We start from the raw sequence: 16,786 nt of genomic DNA, 5'->3' as shown, positions 1-16,786 counted from the left end.
GGGACGCGGTCGACCGGTCGGACCGCAGAGGGACCGAACGGGCTGGTATGGTTAGGCTAACCTCACTAAGGGCACCCTGAGCCAGACCGACAGTAGTGCGGCGCGGCATATCCTGTCCAGTGATGAACTCCTCCGCCTCGCCGACGCCCGCGTCGCCCTCGACCGCCGGCGACCCTCGGCTCGAGCGCGTGCTCTTCGTCCACGCCCACCCCGACGACGAGACCATCACCACGGGTGGCACCATCGCCGCGATGGTCGAGGCCGGTGCCGCGGTCACCGTCGTGACCTGCACCCGGGGCGAACTGGGCGAGGTGATCCCCGACGACCTCGCCGCCCTCCGGGCCGACCAGGCCGCCCTCGCCGTCCACCGCGAGGGCGAGATCGCCGCCGCCATGCGAGACCTCGGCGTCGACGACCACCGGTTCCTCGGTTCGGCCGGTGCCCGCACGCCGGGGCTCCCCGAACGGGTCTATCGCGACAGCGGCATGGTCTGGCGGTCGGACGGCGTGGCCGGGCCGACGCCCGACCTGCACCCCGCGGCGTTCTGCGCCGCCGAGTTCGGCGAGGTCGTGAGCGACCTGTCGGCCGTCGTCCAGTCCGTGCGCCCGACCGCGATCATCAGCTACGACGAGGACGGCGGGTACCACCACCCCGACCACGTCCGGGCCAACCGGGTCGCCGTGCGTGCCGCCCGCCTCGTCGGCGTGCCGTTCTTCGCGATCGTGGCCGGTGCCGAGTCGGCCGTGGGGGCGGAGGCCGAGGCCCTCGCCACCGACGACACCGTGCTGACGACCGACACGCGTCACGTGGCTCCTCGCAAGCTCGCCGCACTCCGCGACCACCGCAGTCAGGTCGAGGTCGTCGACCTCCCGGGTGGCCAGGCCGGCATCCGGTTCCCGCACGGCGCCGTCGAGCCCGTGACGGTCCGCGAGTCGTTCCGCTTCGTGCCCGAGCCGACGGTGGACGAGGGCGATTCCGAGATGGCCCGGATGACGACGGGCGGACGCGTCGTCGCGCTCGTCCTGGCGCTCGCCGCCGGAGCCGTGTTCGGCACCATCGGCACCGTCATGCACCAGTCGACGATCACCGTCGCCGGCTCGCCGTTCTGGTCCGGGCTCGTGCTCGCGTTGCTCATGAGCCTCACGCTCCTCGCCGGTCTCCGCTCGGTCTTCGGCTCGCGGGCGATGGCCGGGGCCGCCGCCGTCGGTCTCATCGGGGCGCTCGTCGTCCTGTGGCAGGCGAGTCCCGGGGGGTCGATCCTCGTGCCCGACAACACGCCCGCCCTGGTCTGGCTCGGCGGAGTGTTCCTGATCTGCCTCGTGGTGCTCGGGTGGCCGCGATTGCGGGGCCCGGCCGCCGGGGGAGCGACGCCGCCCCGCGACGCGGCCCGCGCCTCCTCGGTCGAGGCACAGCCGGCAGACGATAAGCTGGACGCCCTGCCCGACGCGAAGGGAACCCCCCAGACGTGACGTACGTGATCGCACTTCCCTGTGTCGATGTCAAAGACCGTGCCTGCATCGACGAGTGCCCCGTCGACTGCATCTACGAGGGCGAACGCTCGCTCTACATCCACCCCGACGAATGCGTCGACTGCGGTGCGTGCGAGCCCGTCTGCCCGGTCGAGGCCATCTACTACGAAGACGACCTGCCCGACAAGTGGGCCGAGTACTACAAGGCCAACGTCGAGTTCTTCGACGAGATCGGCTCGCCCGGTGGCGCGGCCAAGGTCGGCGTCATCGCCAAGGACCACCCCGTGATCTCGGCGCTGCCCCCTCAGGGCGCCGGCGCCTAGGACGGCCTCCGTGGCGCTCGACCTGCCCGAGTTCCCCTGGGACGCCCTGGTGCCGTACGCGGCCACCGCCCGGCGCCACCCCGGAGGCATCGTCGACCTCAGCGTCGGTTCGCCCGTCGATCCGACGCCCGAGGTCGTCCGTGAGGCCCTCGCGGTCGCGACCGACGCCCACTCGTACCCGCAGGTCGCCGGCACCCCGGCCCTGCGGTCGGCCATCTCGGAGTGGTACGCGCGCCGCCGAGGGGTGACCGGACTCGGCGACGCGAACGTCCTGCCGACCATCGGCTCGAAAGAACTCATCGCCGGCATGGCTCTCTGGCTGGGCATCGGTCCGGGCGACACGGTGGTCTACCCGACGAACGCCTACCCGACCTACGCGCTCGGCGCCGCCCTCGTCGGAGCGACGGCCCTCGCCTCCGACGACCCGGCCGAGTGGCCCGTCTCGACGAAGCTGGTCTGGTTGAACAGCCCGGGCAACCCCGACGGGGCCGTGCTGGGCTTCGAGGCTCTCCGCGCCGCCGTCGCCCGTGCGCGTGAACTCGGTGCCGTGATCGCCGGCGACGAGTGCTATGCCGAACTCGGGTGGACGGGCGAGTGGGCCGACCGCCCCACGCCCTGCATCCTCGACCCACGCGTGGTCGGCGACGACCTCCGCGGCGTCGTCTCGGTCTACTCGCTCAGCAAGCAGTCGAACCTCGCCGGGTACCGCGCGGGCTTCGTCGCGGGCTGCGACCACGTGCTCGGGCAGCTCCTCGCCGTGCGCAAGCACGCGGGCCTCATGCCGCCGGCCCCGGTGCAGCAGGCCATGGTCGTCGCCTTGGCCGACGAGGCCCACGTGGTCGAGCAGAAGGCGCGGTACGCGGCCCGCCGAGCGCGCCTCCTGCCCGCTCTCGAGGCAGCGGGGTTCCGCATCGACCGCAGCGAGGCCGGCCTGTACCTCTGGGCCACGCGGGACGAGGACGCCTGGGCCTCGGTGTCCTGGCTCGCCGAGCGTGGCGTGCTCGTCGCCCCGGGGTCGTTCTACGGGCCCGCCGGTGATCGCCACGTCCGCGTGGCACTCACGACGACCGACGAGCGCATCGACGCCGCCGTGGGGCGACTCGGCGGCTGACCGCTAGGCTGACCGGGTGACTGACACTGCCAACGACGCCCAGAAGGCCACGCTGCAGTTCCCGGGGGGAACAGCCGAGTTCCCGATCGTCGCGAGCACCGAGGGTGCCTCGGCGATCGACATCTCGACGTTCACCAAGCAGACCGGTTACACGACCCTCGACACGGGCTTCGTGAACACCTCCAACGCCCGAAGCACGATCACCTACATCGACGGTGATCAGGGCATCCTGCGCTACCGGGGCTATCCGATCGAACAAGTCGCCGAGAACTCGACCTACCTCGAGACGGCCTGGCTGTTGATCTACGGCGAACTGCCCACCCCCGACCAGCTCGCCGACTTCGACGCGCGCATCCGGCGGCACACGCTGCTGCACGAAGACCTGCGCCGCTTCTTCGACGCCCTGCCGCACAACGCCCACCCGATGTCGGTGCTGTCGAGCGCGGTCGGCGCACTGTCGACGTTCTACGAAGACAGCATGAGCGTGCACGATCCCGAGCAGGTCGAGCTCCAGACCGTCCGACTGCTGGCGAAGCTGCCGGTCATCGCGGCGTACGCACACAAGAAGAGCCTCGGCCAGGCGTTCCTCTACCCCGACAACTCGCTCAGCTTCGTCGACAACTTCCTCAAGCTGAACTTCGGCACGATGGCCGAGCCGTACGAGGTGAACCCCGTCCTGTCGAAGGCGCTCGAACGCCTGCTCATCCTGCACGAGGACCACGAACAGAACGCGTCGACCTCGACCGTGCGTCTCGTCGGCTCGACGCAGGCCAACATGTTCTCGTCGATCTCGGCGGGCATCAGCGCCCTCTACGGGCCGCTGCACGGCGGGGCCAACGAGGCCGTCCTCAAGATGCTCGCCGAGATCCGCGACAGCGGCCAGGGTGTCGAGCGATTCGTCGAGCGGGTCAAGAACAAAGAGGCCGGCGTCAAGCTGATGGGCTTCGGCCACCGGGTCTACAAGAACTACGACCCGCGCGCCAAGCTCGTCAAGGAGAGCGCCACCGAGGTGCTCGAATCGCTCGGCGTGAAGGACGACCTGCTCGACATCGCGATGGAGCTCGAGGGCATCGCCCTGGCCGACGACTACTTCGTCGAGCGCAAGCTCTACCCGAACGTCGACTTCTACACGGGCGTCATCTACAAGGCGATGGGGTTCCCGCCCCGCATGTTCACGGTGCTCTTCGCCATCGGTCGCCTCCCCGGCTGGATCGCCCACTGGCGCGAGATGAACACCGACCCGACGACCAAGATCGGCCGCCCCCAGCAGTTGTACCTGGGCGCGACCGAACGCGATTGGCCGCAGCGCTAGTCCGCCGGATCGATCGGCACGACGCGAGGGGGTGGGCACGACGCCGGGTTCAGACCTGGGGTCGTGCCCACCCCTTTCGTCGTGGTGCTCGTCGAAGACCTATGCGTGCAACTGCGAGTTGAGCGTGATGCCGTGGCCCTTGCGGGGCAGCACCTCGACGGCGCCGGTCAGCGAGTTGCGGCGGAAGAGCAGTCCGGGCTGGCCCGAGAGCTCGACGGCCTTGACCGTCTGCGGCGAACCGTCGTTGGTCGGGGTGCCGCCCACGACGACGACCTTGGTGCCCGCCGTCACGTAGAGCCCGGCCTCGACGACGGTGTCGTCGCCGATCGCGATGCCGATGCCGGCGTTGGCGCCGAGCAGGGCGCGGGCGCCGATCGTCACCCGCTGGGTGCCGCCGCCCGACAGCGTGCCCATGATCGAGGCTCCGCCGCCGATGTCGGACCCGTCACCCACGACGACGCCCTGGGAGATGCGGCCCTCGACCATCGACGACCCGAGCGTGCCCGCGTTGAAGTTCACGAACCCCTCGTGCATGACCGTGGTGCCGGGGGCCAGGTGGGCACCGAGCCTCACCCGCGACGCGTCGGCGATGCGGACGCGGTCGGGCGAGACGTAGTCGAGCATGCGGGGGAACTTGTCGATGCCGGTCGCGACGATGCCGGCACGCTGCAGCCTCGGACGGAGCCGTGCGAAGTCGTCGGGGTGGACCGGCCCCGCGTTCGTCCAGGTGACGATGGGCAGGTGCGCGAACACGCCGTCGAGGTTGACCGTGTTGGGCTCGACGAGGAGGTGGCTCAGCAGGTGCAGTCGCAGGTACGCGTCGGGCGTGGACGCAGGAGGCGCGCTCAGGTCGATCTCGACGGTCACCGGGACGAGGTCGACCGCGCGGCGCTCGTCGGGTCCGGCCGCGTCGGCCAGCTCGGCCGGGACGATCTCGGGGTCACGGTCGGCCGGGAGGGTGCCGAGCCGGGGGGAGGGGAACCAGGTGTCGAGCGTGGTGCCGTCGTGCGAGACGGTCGCGAGGCCGTACCCGTAGGCGTGGGTCGGGGCGGTGGCGGTGGCGTCGGAAGTCATGGACCCGAGCGTATCGGCAGCCGCCGACGGACCGCTTCGGAGGTGACCCGTGCCCTGGCCCCGTAAACTCGCCCGCATGGCACCGATCGACCTCTCCGTCTCGCCCGTGGACGTCACCAGGCAGCTCTGCGACATCCGATCGGAGTCGGGCGACGAACGCCTCGTCGCCGACGAGATCTGGTCCACGCTCGACGGTTGCGACCACCTCGAGTTGTTCCGTGACGGCGACGCGATCGTCGCCCGGACCCGGCTCGGCCGGGCCTCGCGGGTCGTCATCGCCGGTCACATCGACACGGTGCCGATCAACGACAACGTGCCCACGCGCTACGAGACCGAGGACGGGGTCGACTACCTCTGGGGTCGCGGCACCGTCGACATGAAGGCCGGCTGTGCCGTCCACCTGAGGCTCGCGGTCGAGTTGACCGAGCCCGGCGTCGACGTCACCTGGGTCTGGTACGACCACGAAGAGGTCTCCGACGCCCTGAACGGCCTGGGCCGCCTCGCGCGGGCCCGACCCGACCTGTTGGCCGGCGACTTCGCCGTCCTGGGCGAACCGAGCAACAGCGGGGTCGAAGGGGGCTGCAACGGCAACCTGCGCGCCGAGATCCGCACTTTCGGCGCCCGCTCGCACAGCGCCCGCTCGTGGGTCGGCGACAACGCCATCCACAAGGCCGCGCCGATCCTCGACGTGCTGGCGGCCTACGAGGCGCGAGAGGTCGAGGTCGACGGGCTCGTCTACCGCGAGGGCCTCAACGCCGTGGGCATCACGGGCGGCGTGGCCGGCAACGTCATCCCCGACGAGTGCATGGTGCACGTCAACTACCGGTTCGCCCCGAGCCGCAGCGGCGACGAGGCCGTCGCCCACGTCCGCGAGCTCTTCGAGGGCTTCGACGTCACGATCGTCGACCTCGCCCCCGGGGCCCGGCCCGGTCTGGACGCCCCGCTGGCACAGCAGTTCCTGCGTGCCGTGGGCGGCGAGGCCAAGCCCAAGTACGGGTGGACGGACGTCGCGCGGTTCTCCGCGCTCGGTGTCCCCGCGGTCAACTACGGTCCCGGTGACCCGATGCTGGCCCACCACGACGACGAGCGGGTGCCCGTGCAGCAGATCCTCGACAACGAGCGCGGACTGCGGGCGTGGCTGACGGCCTGACCGTCGACGACGCGAGTCGCGCCTCCTCGTCCCCGTCGACGCGGCACGATCCCCGACGACCGACCTCGGCGTCGAGGCGCCTCCTGCTGCGCTACCGGCTCACGCCGTGGTGGGCCCGGGTGCTCGTGGTGTTCGTCCTGTCGCGCGTCGTCAGCACGATCGCGCTGCTCACCTTCGCCGGTGCCCAGCAGGCCAACGCGTGGACGCTCGCGAGCCCGGACTACGGCAGCTTCGCCACGATCTGGGACGGTCACTGGTACAACATCATCGCCGTGGTGGGGTACCCGCGCGACCTCCCCATCACCGGGGACGGCCACGTCGGAGAGAACGCCTGGGCGTTCATGCCCGCCTACCCGCTCGTCGTCCGTGGGCTGATGGGCCTGACGGGCCTGCCGTTCGCGACGCTGGCCGTCGTCGTGTCGGTCGCCTGCGCCGCGGGGGCGGCCCTGTTGTTCTACCGCCTCATGCGGCACGCGCTGCCCGAGTCGACCTCGTTGTTCGCGGTCGTCCTGTTCTGCGTGGCGCCCCTGTCGCCGCTGCTGCAGGTGGCCTACGCCGAGTCGATGTTCCTGCTGCTGCTCTGCGCGAGCCTGCTCATGCTGGTGCGGCGGCAGTACCTGGCGATGCTGCCGGTCGTGCTCATCATGTCCTTCACGCGACCTGGAGCCCTTCCGCTCGCCCTGGCGATCGGTCTGCACGGGTTGCTGCGCTGGTGGCGCCGGCACGACGATCCCTTCCCGGTGCGCGAGCGCGTCCGGGTGGCGGTGTCGGTGGCGGCCACGGGCGTGTTCGGCGTCGCCTGGCTCGTCGTCGCCGGCGCGGTCACGGGCGTGCCGGGTGCGTACACCGAGACCGAACTCGCCTGGCGGGCGCCCTACATCGGCTACGGACCGCTCGTGCCGTTCACCCCGTGGGTCGACGGGGCGAACTGGTGGTTTCCGGGTGGTTCCGGCATCGCCCTCCTCGTGGTCACGCTCGTGGCGTTCGGAGCCCTGCTGCTGTCGCCGTGGGCACGCCGGACGAGCACCGACCTGAGGCTGTGGGGCGTCGCCTACGGGCTCTACCTGCTGGCGGTGTTCTTCCCGCAGTCCAGCACCTTCCGGCTCCTGATGCCGCTCTTCCCCCTGCTGGGCGTCCTCGCGGTGCCGCGCTCGAAGGTCTACCGGGCGCTGCTCGTCGCCGTGTTCGTGGCGGCACAGTGGGTGTGGCTCTACTACTGCTGGTGGGTGAACGGGTACGACTGGACGCCGCCGTGATCGGTCGGGGAACGGCGTCGTTTAGGTCGGGGGCCCGAAATCACGGATAATGGGACCAGCAACTTGCGAAAGGGGACTATCTGATGGCAGCCATGAAGCCGAGGACCGGCGACGGGCCTATGGAAGCCGTTAAGGAGGGCCGTCTCATCATCGTGCGTGTTCCGCTCGAGGGTGGGGGACGCCTCGTGGTGTCGGTCAACGACGACGAAGCCAAAGAGTTGCACGACGCCCTCGCCGGCGTCGTCAGCGCCTAGTCGGCCGCCTCCTTAATAACCCCGGACGCCCCGCCCGCCGCACCTGCGGCGCGCGGGGCGTCCGTGCGCGTGCCGCGTTCCGTGGCGCTGCCTACCGCGCCGGTTGCCTGCTGCACGGGCAGGGAGCCCGGCGGGGGAGCGTCACCGCTTGATCAGCGAGAGCAGCCCGTCGCCCGCCGTCGAGAGCGAGCTGATCACGGCCGGTGAGGTGGACACCTCGGTCAGCAAGGTGCGGAAGCCCGTGGTCGTGCTGTCGCGGACGGCGGGATTGGCCACCCGTCCGTGCCAGAGTGCGTGCGCGACGAGGACGAGTCCGCCCGGGCGGGCGAGGCGCAGGCCGTGCTCGACGTACTCGATGACCGAGCCGGGGTCGGCGTCGACGAAGACGATGTCGTACGAGTTCTCGTTCATCCGGGGCAACACGTCGGCGGCACGGCCGGCGATCATGCGGAAGCGGCTGGCAGGGATGCCCGCCTGCAGGTAGGCGTCCCGGGCGGCCTGTTGGTGCTCGATCTCGCGGTCGATGGTCGTCAGGACGGCCGCGGGGGCGCCCGAGAGCAACCAGAGCCCGCTGACGCCCAGGCCCGTACCGACCTCGATGATCGACGAGGCGTTCGAGGCGGCGGCGATGACCGCGAGCTGGGCGCCGACCGCCGGCGAGACGGCCTCGACCCCGACCTCCAGCGAATGCTGTCGAGCCTCGGCGATCGCGTCGCTCTCGGTGACGAGTTCTTCCGCGAACTTCCAACTTGACTCTATCTGCGACACACCCACTCCTCGAAAGGCCAACTCTAGGGGGTTCCCCGAGTCGTCACCGGTTAGTCTGCTTGCGTGTCCATGTTCGGTCTGACGTTCGACAAGCTGCTCATCATCGGTGTGCTCGCGGTCTTCCTGCTCGGTCCCGAACGACTGCCCGGCTACGCGGCGAAGCTCGCCCAGCTCGTCCGGACGGTGCGCGACATGGCCAACGGTGCGAAGACGCGCATGCGCGACGAGATGGGCCCCGAGTTCGACGACGTCGAGTGGCAGAAGCTCGACCCCCGTCAGTACGACCCGCGGCGCATCATCCGCGACGCCTTGCTCGACGGCACGGATGGCGCTCCCAAGCCCTCGGCGCCGAGCATGGCGACGGCCGGTGCCGCCGCCGCGGCTGTGTCCGCAGGATTGCCGGGGGGTCGTTCCCCCGCACAGGTGGTGCCGCTCGCGACGGGCGAGGTGCCGCCGTACGACTCCGAGGCGACCTGACCCGCCTGCGGCACCGCACCGCCTGACCTCGTCGCCCGCCTCGTGGTCTGCCGCGTGGCTCCTCGCCTCCAGCCCCTCACTCGGTCTCCACGCGGCCCGTGGGCGGCGTGATGGTTAGACGCCTCCGTGCAGTGCCGCCACGCGTGAGGCCTCGGCCCTGAGCGCGTCGACGACCCGTCGCACCGAGGGGCGCTCGGCCCGGTCGCGCCGCATCACGGCGGACACCCAGCGCACGGCCCGGATGCTCTCGAGCGGCACGAGCACCATGTCGTCCCGGGCGTCCTTGGCGGTGAAGCGCGGCAGCACGGCGATGCCGAGGCCGGCCCCGACGAGCGACTCGGTCACCTTGGTGTCGCTGAAGCGCTGGGCGACGCGGACGGGGCTGCCGGTCACCCGCTCGATCTCGCGGTAGACCCACTCGAACGGGAAGTCGTGTGGGACGCCGATCCAGTTCTCGCCCTCGAGGTCGCCGGGTGCGAGCGAGGCGCGACCGGCGAGACGGTGGTCGGCGGGCAGGGCGATGTCGAGGGGCTCGGTCAGCAGGGGGACGGTGACGAGTCCGCGTCCGGGCCACGGCTTGTCGTCGGACGAGTGCGCGACGACGACGTCGTGGTCGGCGGCCAGCTCGGGGAACTCGCGGATCGACGGGTCGTGGTCGCTCGCGACGACCACCAGGCCGGGGGTCTCGGCCACCGTGCGCAGCAGCCCCGGCAGCAGCATCTGCCCGCCCGTGGGGAAGGTGGCCAGCGTGACCTCGCCCTGGGGGGTGGCGACGAAGTCGTCCCAGACCGCCTGGGCTCGTTCCAGTGCCACGGCGACGTCGGTGGCCGTCTGGGCCAGCACGCGCCCGGAGCCGGTGAGCACGATGCCGCGTCCCACCCGCTCGGTCAACGCCACGCCGGCCTCGCGCTCGAGCACCTTGAGCTGCTGCGAGACGGCACTCGGGGTGCGATGGGTGGCCCGGGCGACGGCGGCCACGCTGCCTCGTTCGGCGAGTTCGCGGAGCAGTTCGAGACGCTTGACATCCATGTAGCAAATCTACGCTGTTTCGGTAGAAACGTGAGATTGATCTACCGCTTCTCGGGGCGCATCATTGAGGAGTCCCCGGAGCGCGTCGTAGCGTTCCCGAGCTCCGGTCGACCTGGTCCCGGGCTCGGTGGCGAATCCATCCCACCACGCAGAATCGCGCGTCGAACCGCGCCAGAAAAGAGTCCCCCATGCTCACCGGAATCATCGTCCTCGCCATCGCCGCAGTCGTCGGAATCGCCGGCTCGCTCGTCTCGGTCGCCCGAGACGGTTTCCGCGCCATCCCGACCAAGACCTACAACCGCTGGTCCTAGTCCACTTCGCGGTGGTCGGCGCGTCTCCCTCCTGAGCGTGCCGTCACCGCGTGTGCCGCCTCCGTGCTGGGGTGCGGCACGAGCACGTCGCCGCCCCTCGGGCGAGACGCTGTGACGAAAGGGCACCTCGCCACGCGAGGTGCCCTTTCTGCACGTCTGGGGTGCTCGACCCCGGTCAGGTGACGCTGAGTCCGAGCTTCCGGCCGGCCAACCCCCGGGCCCGCACCGCCAGTCGGCCCGCCAGCTCGTCGATGGCCGTGGCCGCAGGATCGTCGGGAGCGGCGAGCACGACCGGTACGCCGTCGTCGCCCCCCTGGCGCAGGCCCAGACTGAGCGGCACGCTGGCGAGCAACGGCACCTCGGCTTCTTGACCGGACGACAGTCGGCGGGCCGTCTCGACGCCACCACCGGAGCCGAAGAGCTCGAGGACGCTGCCGTCGGCCTGGGGCAGACCCGCCATGTTCTCGACGACCCCGAGCAACCGCTGACCCGTCTGGCGTGCCACGAGCCCGCTGCGCTCGGCGACGTCGGCGGCGGCCGGTTGAGGGGTCGTGACGACCAGCACCTCGGCGTGCGGCAGCAACTGCCCCACCGAGATGGCGACGTCGCCCGTCCCGGGCGGCAGGTCGAGCAACAACACGTCGAGGTCGCCGAAGTACACGTCGGTCAGGAACTGCTGGATCGTCCTGTGCAGCATCGGCCCGCGCCAGGCGACGGCGGTCGAGGCGTCGTCGACGAACATGCCGATCGAGATGACCTTCACGCCGTGGGCGACGGGCGGCAGGATCATGTCGTCGACGCGGGTGGGCTTCACCGAGGCGCCGTCGGGGCCGACGAGGCCGAGGAGTCCGGGGATGCTGAAGCCGTACACGTCGGCGTCGACGATGCCGACGGCGAGGCCCCGGGCCGCGAGGGCGACCGCGAGGTTGGCGGTCACGGTGGACTTCCCCACGCCGCCCTTGCCGCTCGTGACGGCGTACACGCGGGTCAGCGTGTCGGGGCCGAACTGCATGCCGCGCGCCGCCCGGCCCGCCCGCAGCTTCTCGGTGAGGGCGTGTCGTTCGTCCTTGGTCATGACGGTCACGTCGACGGTGACGTCGGTGACGCCGGTCACCGAGCCCGTGGCCTCGCGGACGTCGCGTTCGATCGTGTCGGCTGCCGGGCACCCCACGATCGTGAGCTTGACGGCCACCGTCGCCGCGCCTCCTGCGTCGACGACGACGTCACCGATCATGTCGAGTTCGGTGACGGGCTTGCGGATCTCGGGGTCGAGCACCCGCGCGAGCGCGCGACGGACGTCGTCCGGCGTCGCGGGGCGGGTGGCGGCGACCGGCTCAGCCACGGTGGTGGCCGTCGCGCCGGGCGTCGCGTCGTGACGACGAGGAGGTGCGGGTCGGCTCGACCGCGGGGCTCTCGTCGTCGTCGCGCCGGTCGAGCTCGTCGAGCAGAGAGCGGAGCTCGGCCCGGATGAAGTCCTTGCTGGCCATGTCGCGGATCGCGATCCGGAGCGCGACGACCTCGCGGGCCAGGTACTCGGTGTCGGCCAGGTTGCGTTCGGCGCGCTGACGGTCCTGTTCGAACTGCACGCGGTCGCGGTCGTCCTGCCGGTTCTGCGCGAGCAGGATGAGGGGAGCGGCGTACGACGCCTGCAGCGACAGGATCAGCGTCAGCGCCGTGAAGCCGATCGCGGCGCTGTCGAAGCGGATGTCGATCGGGGCGACCGTGTTGTAGATCATCCAGACGACGCAGAACAGGGTGAGGGCGATCAGGAAGTAGGGCGTGCCCATGCCCCGGGCGATGGACTCGGTCGCCCGACCGAAGCGGTCGCTGCTGACCCGCTTGCGCCCGGGCAGCACGCGGGGGCGCAGACCCTTGGGGGCGTCGAGGCGGACGTCGTTGCGGTTATCGCGGGCCATCGTCGCTCCTCGTGCTCTGGCCGATCGCGGGGCGACGGGCGCGGCCACGCGGTCGGCTCGGGGTCAGCGGTTGGTCGGGGTCCTGACTGCGCCAGTCGTCGGGCAGGACGTGGTCGAGGACGTCGTCGATGGTGACGACGCCGACGAGGCGGTGCGCCGAGTCGACGACGGGGACCGAGACGAGGTTGTAGGTCGCCATGACCCGCGTGACCTCGAGGGCCGTGGCGTCGACGCGGACCGGTTCGGTGGTCTGGTCGAGGATCGTCCCCAGGCGCTCGTTCGGCGGGTAACGGAGCATCCGCTGGAAGTGCACCATGCCGAGGAACCGGCCGGTGGGTGGTTCGTAGGGTGGCAGGACGACGCAGACCGCCGCGCCGAGCGCCGGGGCCAGTTCGTGACGACGGATGAGGGCGAGGCCCTCGGCGACCGTGGCGTCGGCCGAGACGATGACGGGCTCGGTCGTCATCAGTCCGCCGGCGGTGTCGGAGTCGTAGCTGAGCAGCATGCGCACGTCGTCGGCCTCGTCGGGCTCCATCAGCGTGAGCAGCTGCTCGGTGCGTTCGTCGGGCAGCTGGGCGATGAGGTCGGCCGCGTCGTCCGGCTGCATCTGGTCGAGGACGCTCGCCGCACGGTGGTCGTCGAGGCCCGTGAAGATCTCGACCTGCTCGGCCTCGGGCAGCTCTTCGAGCACGTCCGCGAGGCGGTCGTCGGACAGTTCGCCGGCGACCTCGAGCCGCCGCTCGGGCGTGAGGTCGAGCAGGGTGTTCGCGAGGTCCGCGGGCACGAGGTCGGAGTACGCGGCGATCAGGTGTTCGGCGCTCTGCGCCTCGCCCGGTCCGGCCTCCTCGACGACGTCGTCCCACGCCGCGAACGCCGTCGGCGCCTTGACGAACGGCGACGGCGACGTCTTGGGCTTGCGCAGGAAGAGCTGGCCGACCTCCCAGTCGCCCTCGCTCACCTCGTCGATCGCCACGTCCTCGATGGTGGCGTGGCCGCCACCGTGCCGGAACGACACGCGACGACCGAGCAGGTCGGCGATGACCCGGGTCTCGCCGCCACGCTGCTCGAAGCGGCGGAGCGTGATGACGCCGTTCGTGATGATCTGGCCCGAGCCGATGCTCGTGACGCGTCCGATCCCCACGAAGACCCGGCGCTTGCCGGGGACCTCGACCACGAGGCCCACCACGCGCGGCGCCCCGGTGCGGCGGTAGACCACCAGCACGTCGCGCACCTTGCCGACCTTGTCGCCCGCAGGGTCGAAGACGGAGCAACCGGCCAGCCGGGCGACGAAGACTCTGGTTGCACTCACGCGTCCAATTTAGTCGCTCGCGGGGTCGCCGCCGACGGGTGCCCGGCAGGGGCACCGTGTTTAATGCTGGGATGACGAACCCGGGCCCCGTGGGCCGCCGCCCGCCGATGGTGCCCACCCTGCCGCGGGGCGACGTCCTCGGCACCTACGACACGTATCCCGAGGCGCAGCGCGTGGTCGACCGGCTGTCACAGGCCGAGTTCCCGATCAAGCGGCTGGCGATCATCGGCAACGACCTCAAGACCGTCGAACGCGTCACCGGTCGCCTGAGCTACGGGCGCGCCGCGCTGGCCGGGGCCGTGACCGGACTCTGGCTCGGCGTCTTCTTCGGGCTCGTCATGCTCGTCTTCGCGACCGAGACCGCCACCGCGGCCACCGTCGGGGCGGCCGCCCTGCTCGGAGCCGGCTTCGGCATGCTCTACGGCATCGTCAGCTTCGCGATCACCCGTCGCCGCCGTGACTTCACCTCGACGCACCAGGTGCTCGCGTCGAACTACCAGATCGTGGTCGACCCCGAGGTCTCCGGGCGGGCGCACGAGATCCTCGCGCGTCCCGAGACCCCGCGCCGCTGACGTACCCTGGTGTCGACATGGCACCCCGCGACCCCTCCACGACGGCCACCCGGGCCGAGCGCTTCGCGCGTGGTTGGCTGACCGCCGGTGCGTCGACCCTGGTCGCGGCCTTCTCCCACGTGGCCGGCGGTGGCATGGAGCCCGGACTGCTCGGCGTCGTCCTCGCCCTGGCCGTGGCCGTGCCCGTCTCGATCGCCCTGGCGGGCGTGCACCTCTCGACCGTCCGGCTCGCCGTCGCGGTCGCGCTCAGCCAGGTCGCGTTCCACCTGTTGTTCTCCCTCGGAGCATCGGACGGCGGGGGCGCCTCGGCGACGGGCGGGCACCACTCCGCACTCGTGATCTCGACGATCGCCGACGGCGCCGCGTCCGGTGGCGGCGTCGGCCAGGCCATGGTCATGGGGGGCCCCGCCATGTGGCTGGCCCACGCGCTCGCGGCCGTGGTCACGATCGTCGCCCTCCGGCGTGGCGAGGGCGCCGCGTGGGCCCTCGTCCGACTGGCCGTCCGCGGTCTGGCCGTCGCGCGCCTCCTGACCGCCGGGCACCGGCCCGAGGCGCCCGTCGTCCGGCGCCCGCCGGCTCCGTTCGGCGTCCTTCCGTGCCCGCCCGGCCGACGACACCTCACGGCCCGACCCCGTCGCGGTCCGCCCTGCCCTGCCTGACCCCGCACACCGCCGACCTCCGTCGCCGGTGACCCCGTCGGACGCGCCCGTCGCGCCGTCGGGCCCCATCGTCATGCACCGCAGACCGATCGCGCTCGCGATCGAGAGGACCAGATCCATGAACCGCAGCACCAACCCCATTTCCGTCGCGTCCCGCCGTCCCCGGTCGTCCGCCGTCGTCGCCCGTTCGGCAGCGGCCCTCGGCGCCGCCGCCCTGCTCGCGTTGGCCGCGCCCCTCGCGGCCTCGGCCCACGTCCACGTCGAGCCCGGTCAGGCCGAGGCCGGTTCGTACGAGACGTTGACCTTCAAGGTGCCGAACGAGTCGGCGACCGCGGGCACCGTCGGGCTCGTCGTCGACCTGCCCACCGACACCCCGTTCACCTCGGTGTCGTACGAGCCCCTCCCGGGGTGGACCACCGAGGTCACCACCAGCACGTTGCCCGAGCCGGTCGAGCTCGACGGCACGACGATCACCGAGGCGCCGACGCAGGTGACCTGGACGGCCGAGGGCGACACGCAGATCGCACCCGGACAGTTCCAGCAGTTCGTCATCTCGGCCGGTGCGGTGCCCGACACCGGGTCGATCGCGCTGCCGGCCCACCAGCGCTACTCGGACGGCACGGTCGTCGACTGGGCCGACGCGACTCCCGCCTCGGGAGAAGAGCCCGAGCACCCCGCACCGACCCTCTACGTCAACGACGCGCCGCCGGCCGACGAACACGCCGGCCACGCGACGGACGACGACGCGACGACCGCGGGTGTCGGCACCTCCGGCGACTCGGCGTCGGGCTCCGGCGACGGCGCGGTCGGACCGCTCTCGATCGGCCTCGGCATCGGCGGCCTCGCCCTGGGTGCGCTGGCGCTCGTCGTCTCGGTCGTCGCGCTGACCCGTCGGCCCCGGGCGACCGCGTCCCGCACCTCGACGAACGGCGGGGTGGACGCGTGACGGCCGCGCGCTCGCGGACACCGCGCCTCCTCGGCGTCCTCGTGACGGCCGGGCTGGGTGCCGCGGTCGGCGCCCTCGCCCTCGTACCGGCGGGATCGGCCGCGGCGCACGACTACGTCGTGAGCAGCGCGCCGGCCGCGGGCTCGACCGTCGACTCGTCCCCGGCGACCGTGTCGATCACCTTCAACGACGTGATCCTCGACCTCTCGGGCACCGGCAGCTCGAACGTGCTCGAGGTGACCGACGCCGCCGGCCTGCACTACGAGGACGGCTGCTCGACGACCTCGGGACCGACGCTGACGACCGGTGTCGCGCTCGGGTCGCCCGGCGCCTACACGATGACCTACCAGGCCGTCTCGGCCGACGGCCACACCGTCTCGGACGCCGTTCCGTTCACCTACGCCCCCGCCGCGGGCACCGCGGAGGGGGCGGGCTCGCCGACCCGTCCGAGCTGCGGCAGCGCAGGAGGCGCGGCTGGCGGTGCCGGCGCCCCCACCGGTGACGAGACCGAGGCGGCCTCGCCCTCGGCCTCGTCCGAACCCGAGATGACGACCATGGCGACCCCGGGTGACGACACCATGGCGACGCCGTCGGCTGCGCCCGAGTCGGGCTCGGTGAACGCCGGACTCGTCATCGGCATCGCCGTCGCGATCGTCGTGCTGGCCGCCGCCGGTGTGGTCGTGGCCATCGTCACCGGCCGACGACGTGACGGGACACCGTCCGAGGCCGACGACACGTCGGCCCCGGACGGCGACTCGTCGTCCGACGGTCGATGATCCTGCCTCGCTGATCGGGGTGTGAACGGGCGAAGGGCCCCGGGTGCGACGCACACGGGGCCCTTCGGTGTCGG

19 protein-coding genes are annotated in these 16,786 nt (G+C 71.6%); 13 read left to right on the top strand and 6 right to left on the bottom strand.

What is annotated here, in order from left to right:
* Window positions 1-122 precede the first annotated feature (122 nt).
* The 4 genes from ASL10_RS13145 to ASL10_RS13130 are packed head-to-tail and all read left to right on the top strand — an operon-like array spanning window position 123 to window position 4,215.
* Window positions 123-1,469 carry a PIG-L family deacetylase gene (locus tag ASL10_RS13145; RefSeq protein WP_056048695.1) on the top strand — a complete coding sequence of 449 codons (1,347 nt, stop codon included), beginning with the start codon at window positions 123-125 and terminating at the stop codon, window positions 1,467-1,469.
* Window positions 1,466-1,792 (top strand): ferredoxin, encoded by a 327-nt coding sequence (fdxA, locus tag ASL10_RS13140; RefSeq protein WP_043595461.1) that lies wholly within the window; start codon window positions 1,466-1,468, stop codon window positions 1,790-1,792. The genes ASL10_RS13145 and fdxA overlap by 4 nt, the downstream gene beginning before the upstream one ends.
* Before the next feature lie 10 nt (window positions 1,793-1,802).
* Window positions 1,803-2,903, top strand: a complete 1,101-nt coding sequence (gene dapC, locus ASL10_RS13135) for a succinyldiaminopimelate transaminase (protein ID WP_056048692.1) — start codon at window positions 1,803-1,805, stop codon at window positions 2,901-2,903.
* A 16-nt stretch (window positions 2,904-2,919) separates the two neighbouring features.
* Window positions 2,920-4,215: a citrate synthase gene (locus ASL10_RS13130; RefSeq protein ID WP_082460573.1), complete on the top strand. Its 1,296-nt coding sequence runs from the start codon at window positions 2,920-2,922 to the stop codon at window positions 4,213-4,215.
* A 99-nt stretch (window positions 4,216-4,314) separates the two neighbouring features.
* Here the strand turns inward: ASL10_RS13130 and dapD are convergent, their stop codons facing one another.
* A complete protein-coding gene (gene dapD / locus ASL10_RS13125) occupies window positions 4,315-5,289 on the bottom strand; it encodes a 2,3,4,5-tetrahydropyridine-2,6-dicarboxylate N-succinyltransferase (RefSeq protein WP_056048688.1) in 975 nt (324 codons plus the stop codon).
* 76 nt (window positions 5,290-5,365) lie between these two features.
* Here dapD and dapE point away from each other — a divergent pair, with 76 nt between their 5' ends.
* The 3 genes from dapE to ASL10_RS15675 all read left to right on the top strand — a co-directional run bounded on the left by dapE (window position 5,366) and on the right by ASL10_RS15675 (window position 7,949).
* Window positions 5,366-6,439 carry a succinyl-diaminopimelate desuccinylase gene (gene dapE, locus ASL10_RS13120; protein WP_056048684.1) on the top strand — a complete coding sequence of 358 codons (1,074 nt, stop codon included), beginning with the start codon at window positions 5,366-5,368 and terminating at the stop codon, window positions 6,437-6,439.
* A complete protein-coding gene (locus ASL10_RS13115) occupies window positions 6,424-7,695 on the top strand; it encodes a hypothetical protein (RefSeq protein ID WP_235452822.1) in 1,272 nt (423 codons plus the stop codon). The genes dapE and ASL10_RS13115 overlap by 16 nt, the downstream gene beginning before the upstream one ends.
* Window positions 7,696-7,778: 83 nt before the next feature.
* Complete coding sequence (locus tag ASL10_RS15675; RefSeq protein ID WP_071256769.1) at window positions 7,779-7,949, top strand: DUF3117 domain-containing protein; 171 nt, start codon at window positions 7,779-7,781, stop codon at window positions 7,947-7,949.
* Between the two features lie 141 nt (window positions 7,950-8,090).
* On the opposite strand, the gene ASL10_RS13110 is transcribed toward ASL10_RS15675, so the two are convergent.
* Entirely contained in the window at window positions 8,091-8,717 is a 627-nt protein-coding gene (locus ASL10_RS13110) for an O-methyltransferase (protein ID WP_056048681.1), read from the bottom strand.
* 69 nt (window positions 8,718-8,786) lie between these two features.
* Here ASL10_RS13110 and ASL10_RS13105 point away from each other — a divergent pair, with 69 nt between their 5' ends.
* Entirely contained in the window at window positions 8,787-9,194 is a 408-nt protein-coding gene (locus ASL10_RS13105) for a hypothetical protein (RefSeq protein WP_056048676.1), read from the top strand.
* Window positions 9,195-9,308: 114 nt separating this feature from the next.
* On the opposite strand, the gene ASL10_RS13100 is transcribed toward ASL10_RS13105, so the two are convergent.
* Window positions 9,309-10,223, bottom strand: a complete 915-nt coding sequence (locus tag ASL10_RS13100; RefSeq protein ID WP_056048675.1) for a LysR family transcriptional regulator — start codon at window positions 10,221-10,223, stop codon at window positions 9,309-9,311.
* 188 nt (window positions 10,224-10,411) lie between these two features.
* On the opposite strand from ASL10_RS13100, the gene ASL10_RS16660 reads away from it, so the two are divergent.
* On the top strand, window positions 10,412-10,534 hold the full coding sequence (locus tag ASL10_RS16660; protein ID WP_255350805.1) for a hypothetical protein: 123 nt from the start codon (window positions 10,412-10,414) through the stop codon (window positions 10,532-10,534).
* Window positions 10,535-10,709: 175 nt separating this feature from the next.
* Here ASL10_RS16660 and ASL10_RS13095 read toward each other — a convergent pair whose 3' ends face one another.
* From ASL10_RS13095 to ASL10_RS13085, 3 genes are read right to left on the bottom strand one after another with little or no spacing between them, the layout of a single operon-like run.
* Window positions 10,710-11,876 (bottom strand): Mrp/NBP35 family ATP-binding protein, encoded by a 1,167-nt coding sequence (locus ASL10_RS13095; protein WP_056048672.1) that lies wholly within the window; start codon window positions 11,874-11,876, stop codon window positions 10,710-10,712.
* The gene (locus tag ASL10_RS13090; protein WP_056048668.1) at window positions 11,869-12,450 is read right to left on the bottom strand and encodes a DUF1003 domain-containing protein; all 582 of its coding nucleotides are present in this window, start codon (window positions 12,448-12,450) and stop codon (window positions 11,869-11,871) included. The genes ASL10_RS13095 and ASL10_RS13090 overlap by 8 nt, the downstream gene beginning before the upstream one ends.
* Complete coding sequence (locus ASL10_RS13085; protein WP_056048665.1) at window positions 12,437-13,759, bottom strand: magnesium transporter MgtE N-terminal domain-containing protein; 1,323 nt, start codon at window positions 13,757-13,759, stop codon at window positions 12,437-12,439. Before ASL10_RS13085 ends, ASL10_RS13090 begins: the two co-directional genes overlap by 14 nt.
* A 71-nt stretch (window positions 13,760-13,830) precedes the next feature.
* Between ASL10_RS13085 and ASL10_RS13080 the strand changes: the two genes are divergently transcribed.
* The 4 genes from ASL10_RS13080 to ASL10_RS13065 all read left to right on the top strand — a co-directional run bounded on the left by ASL10_RS13080 (window position 13,831) and on the right by ASL10_RS13065 (window position 16,712).
* The gene (locus ASL10_RS13080; RefSeq protein WP_056048662.1) at window positions 13,831-14,331 is read left to right on the top strand and encodes a general stress protein; all 501 of its coding nucleotides are present in this window, start codon (window positions 13,831-13,833) and stop codon (window positions 14,329-14,331) included.
* Window positions 14,332-14,348: 17 nt separating this feature from the next.
* Window positions 14,349-14,990: a hypothetical protein gene (locus tag ASL10_RS13075; protein ID WP_056048657.1), complete on the top strand. Its 642-nt coding sequence runs from the start codon at window positions 14,349-14,351 to the stop codon at window positions 14,988-14,990.
* A 118-nt stretch (window positions 14,991-15,108) separates the two neighbouring features.
* Window positions 15,109-15,936 carry a YcnI family protein gene (locus ASL10_RS13070; protein ID WP_082460572.1) on the top strand — a complete coding sequence of 276 codons (828 nt, stop codon included), beginning with the start codon at window positions 15,109-15,111 and terminating at the stop codon, window positions 15,934-15,936.
* Window positions 15,933-16,712 carry a copper resistance CopC family protein gene (locus tag ASL10_RS13065; protein WP_056048654.1) on the top strand — a complete coding sequence of 260 codons (780 nt, stop codon included), beginning with the start codon at window positions 15,933-15,935 and terminating at the stop codon, window positions 16,710-16,712. Before ASL10_RS13070 ends, ASL10_RS13065 begins: the two co-directional genes overlap by 4 nt.
* Window positions 16,713-16,786: the final 74 nt, after the last annotated feature.

This window comes from Frigoribacterium sp. Leaf8, from assembly GCF_001421165.1.
Taxonomy (GTDB): Bacteria; Actinomycetota; Actinomycetes; order Actinomycetales; family Microbacteriaceae; genus Frigoribacterium.
The sequence above is the reverse complement of the archived record's forward strand: the minus strand, read 5'-3'. Positions and strand labels throughout refer to the sequence as shown.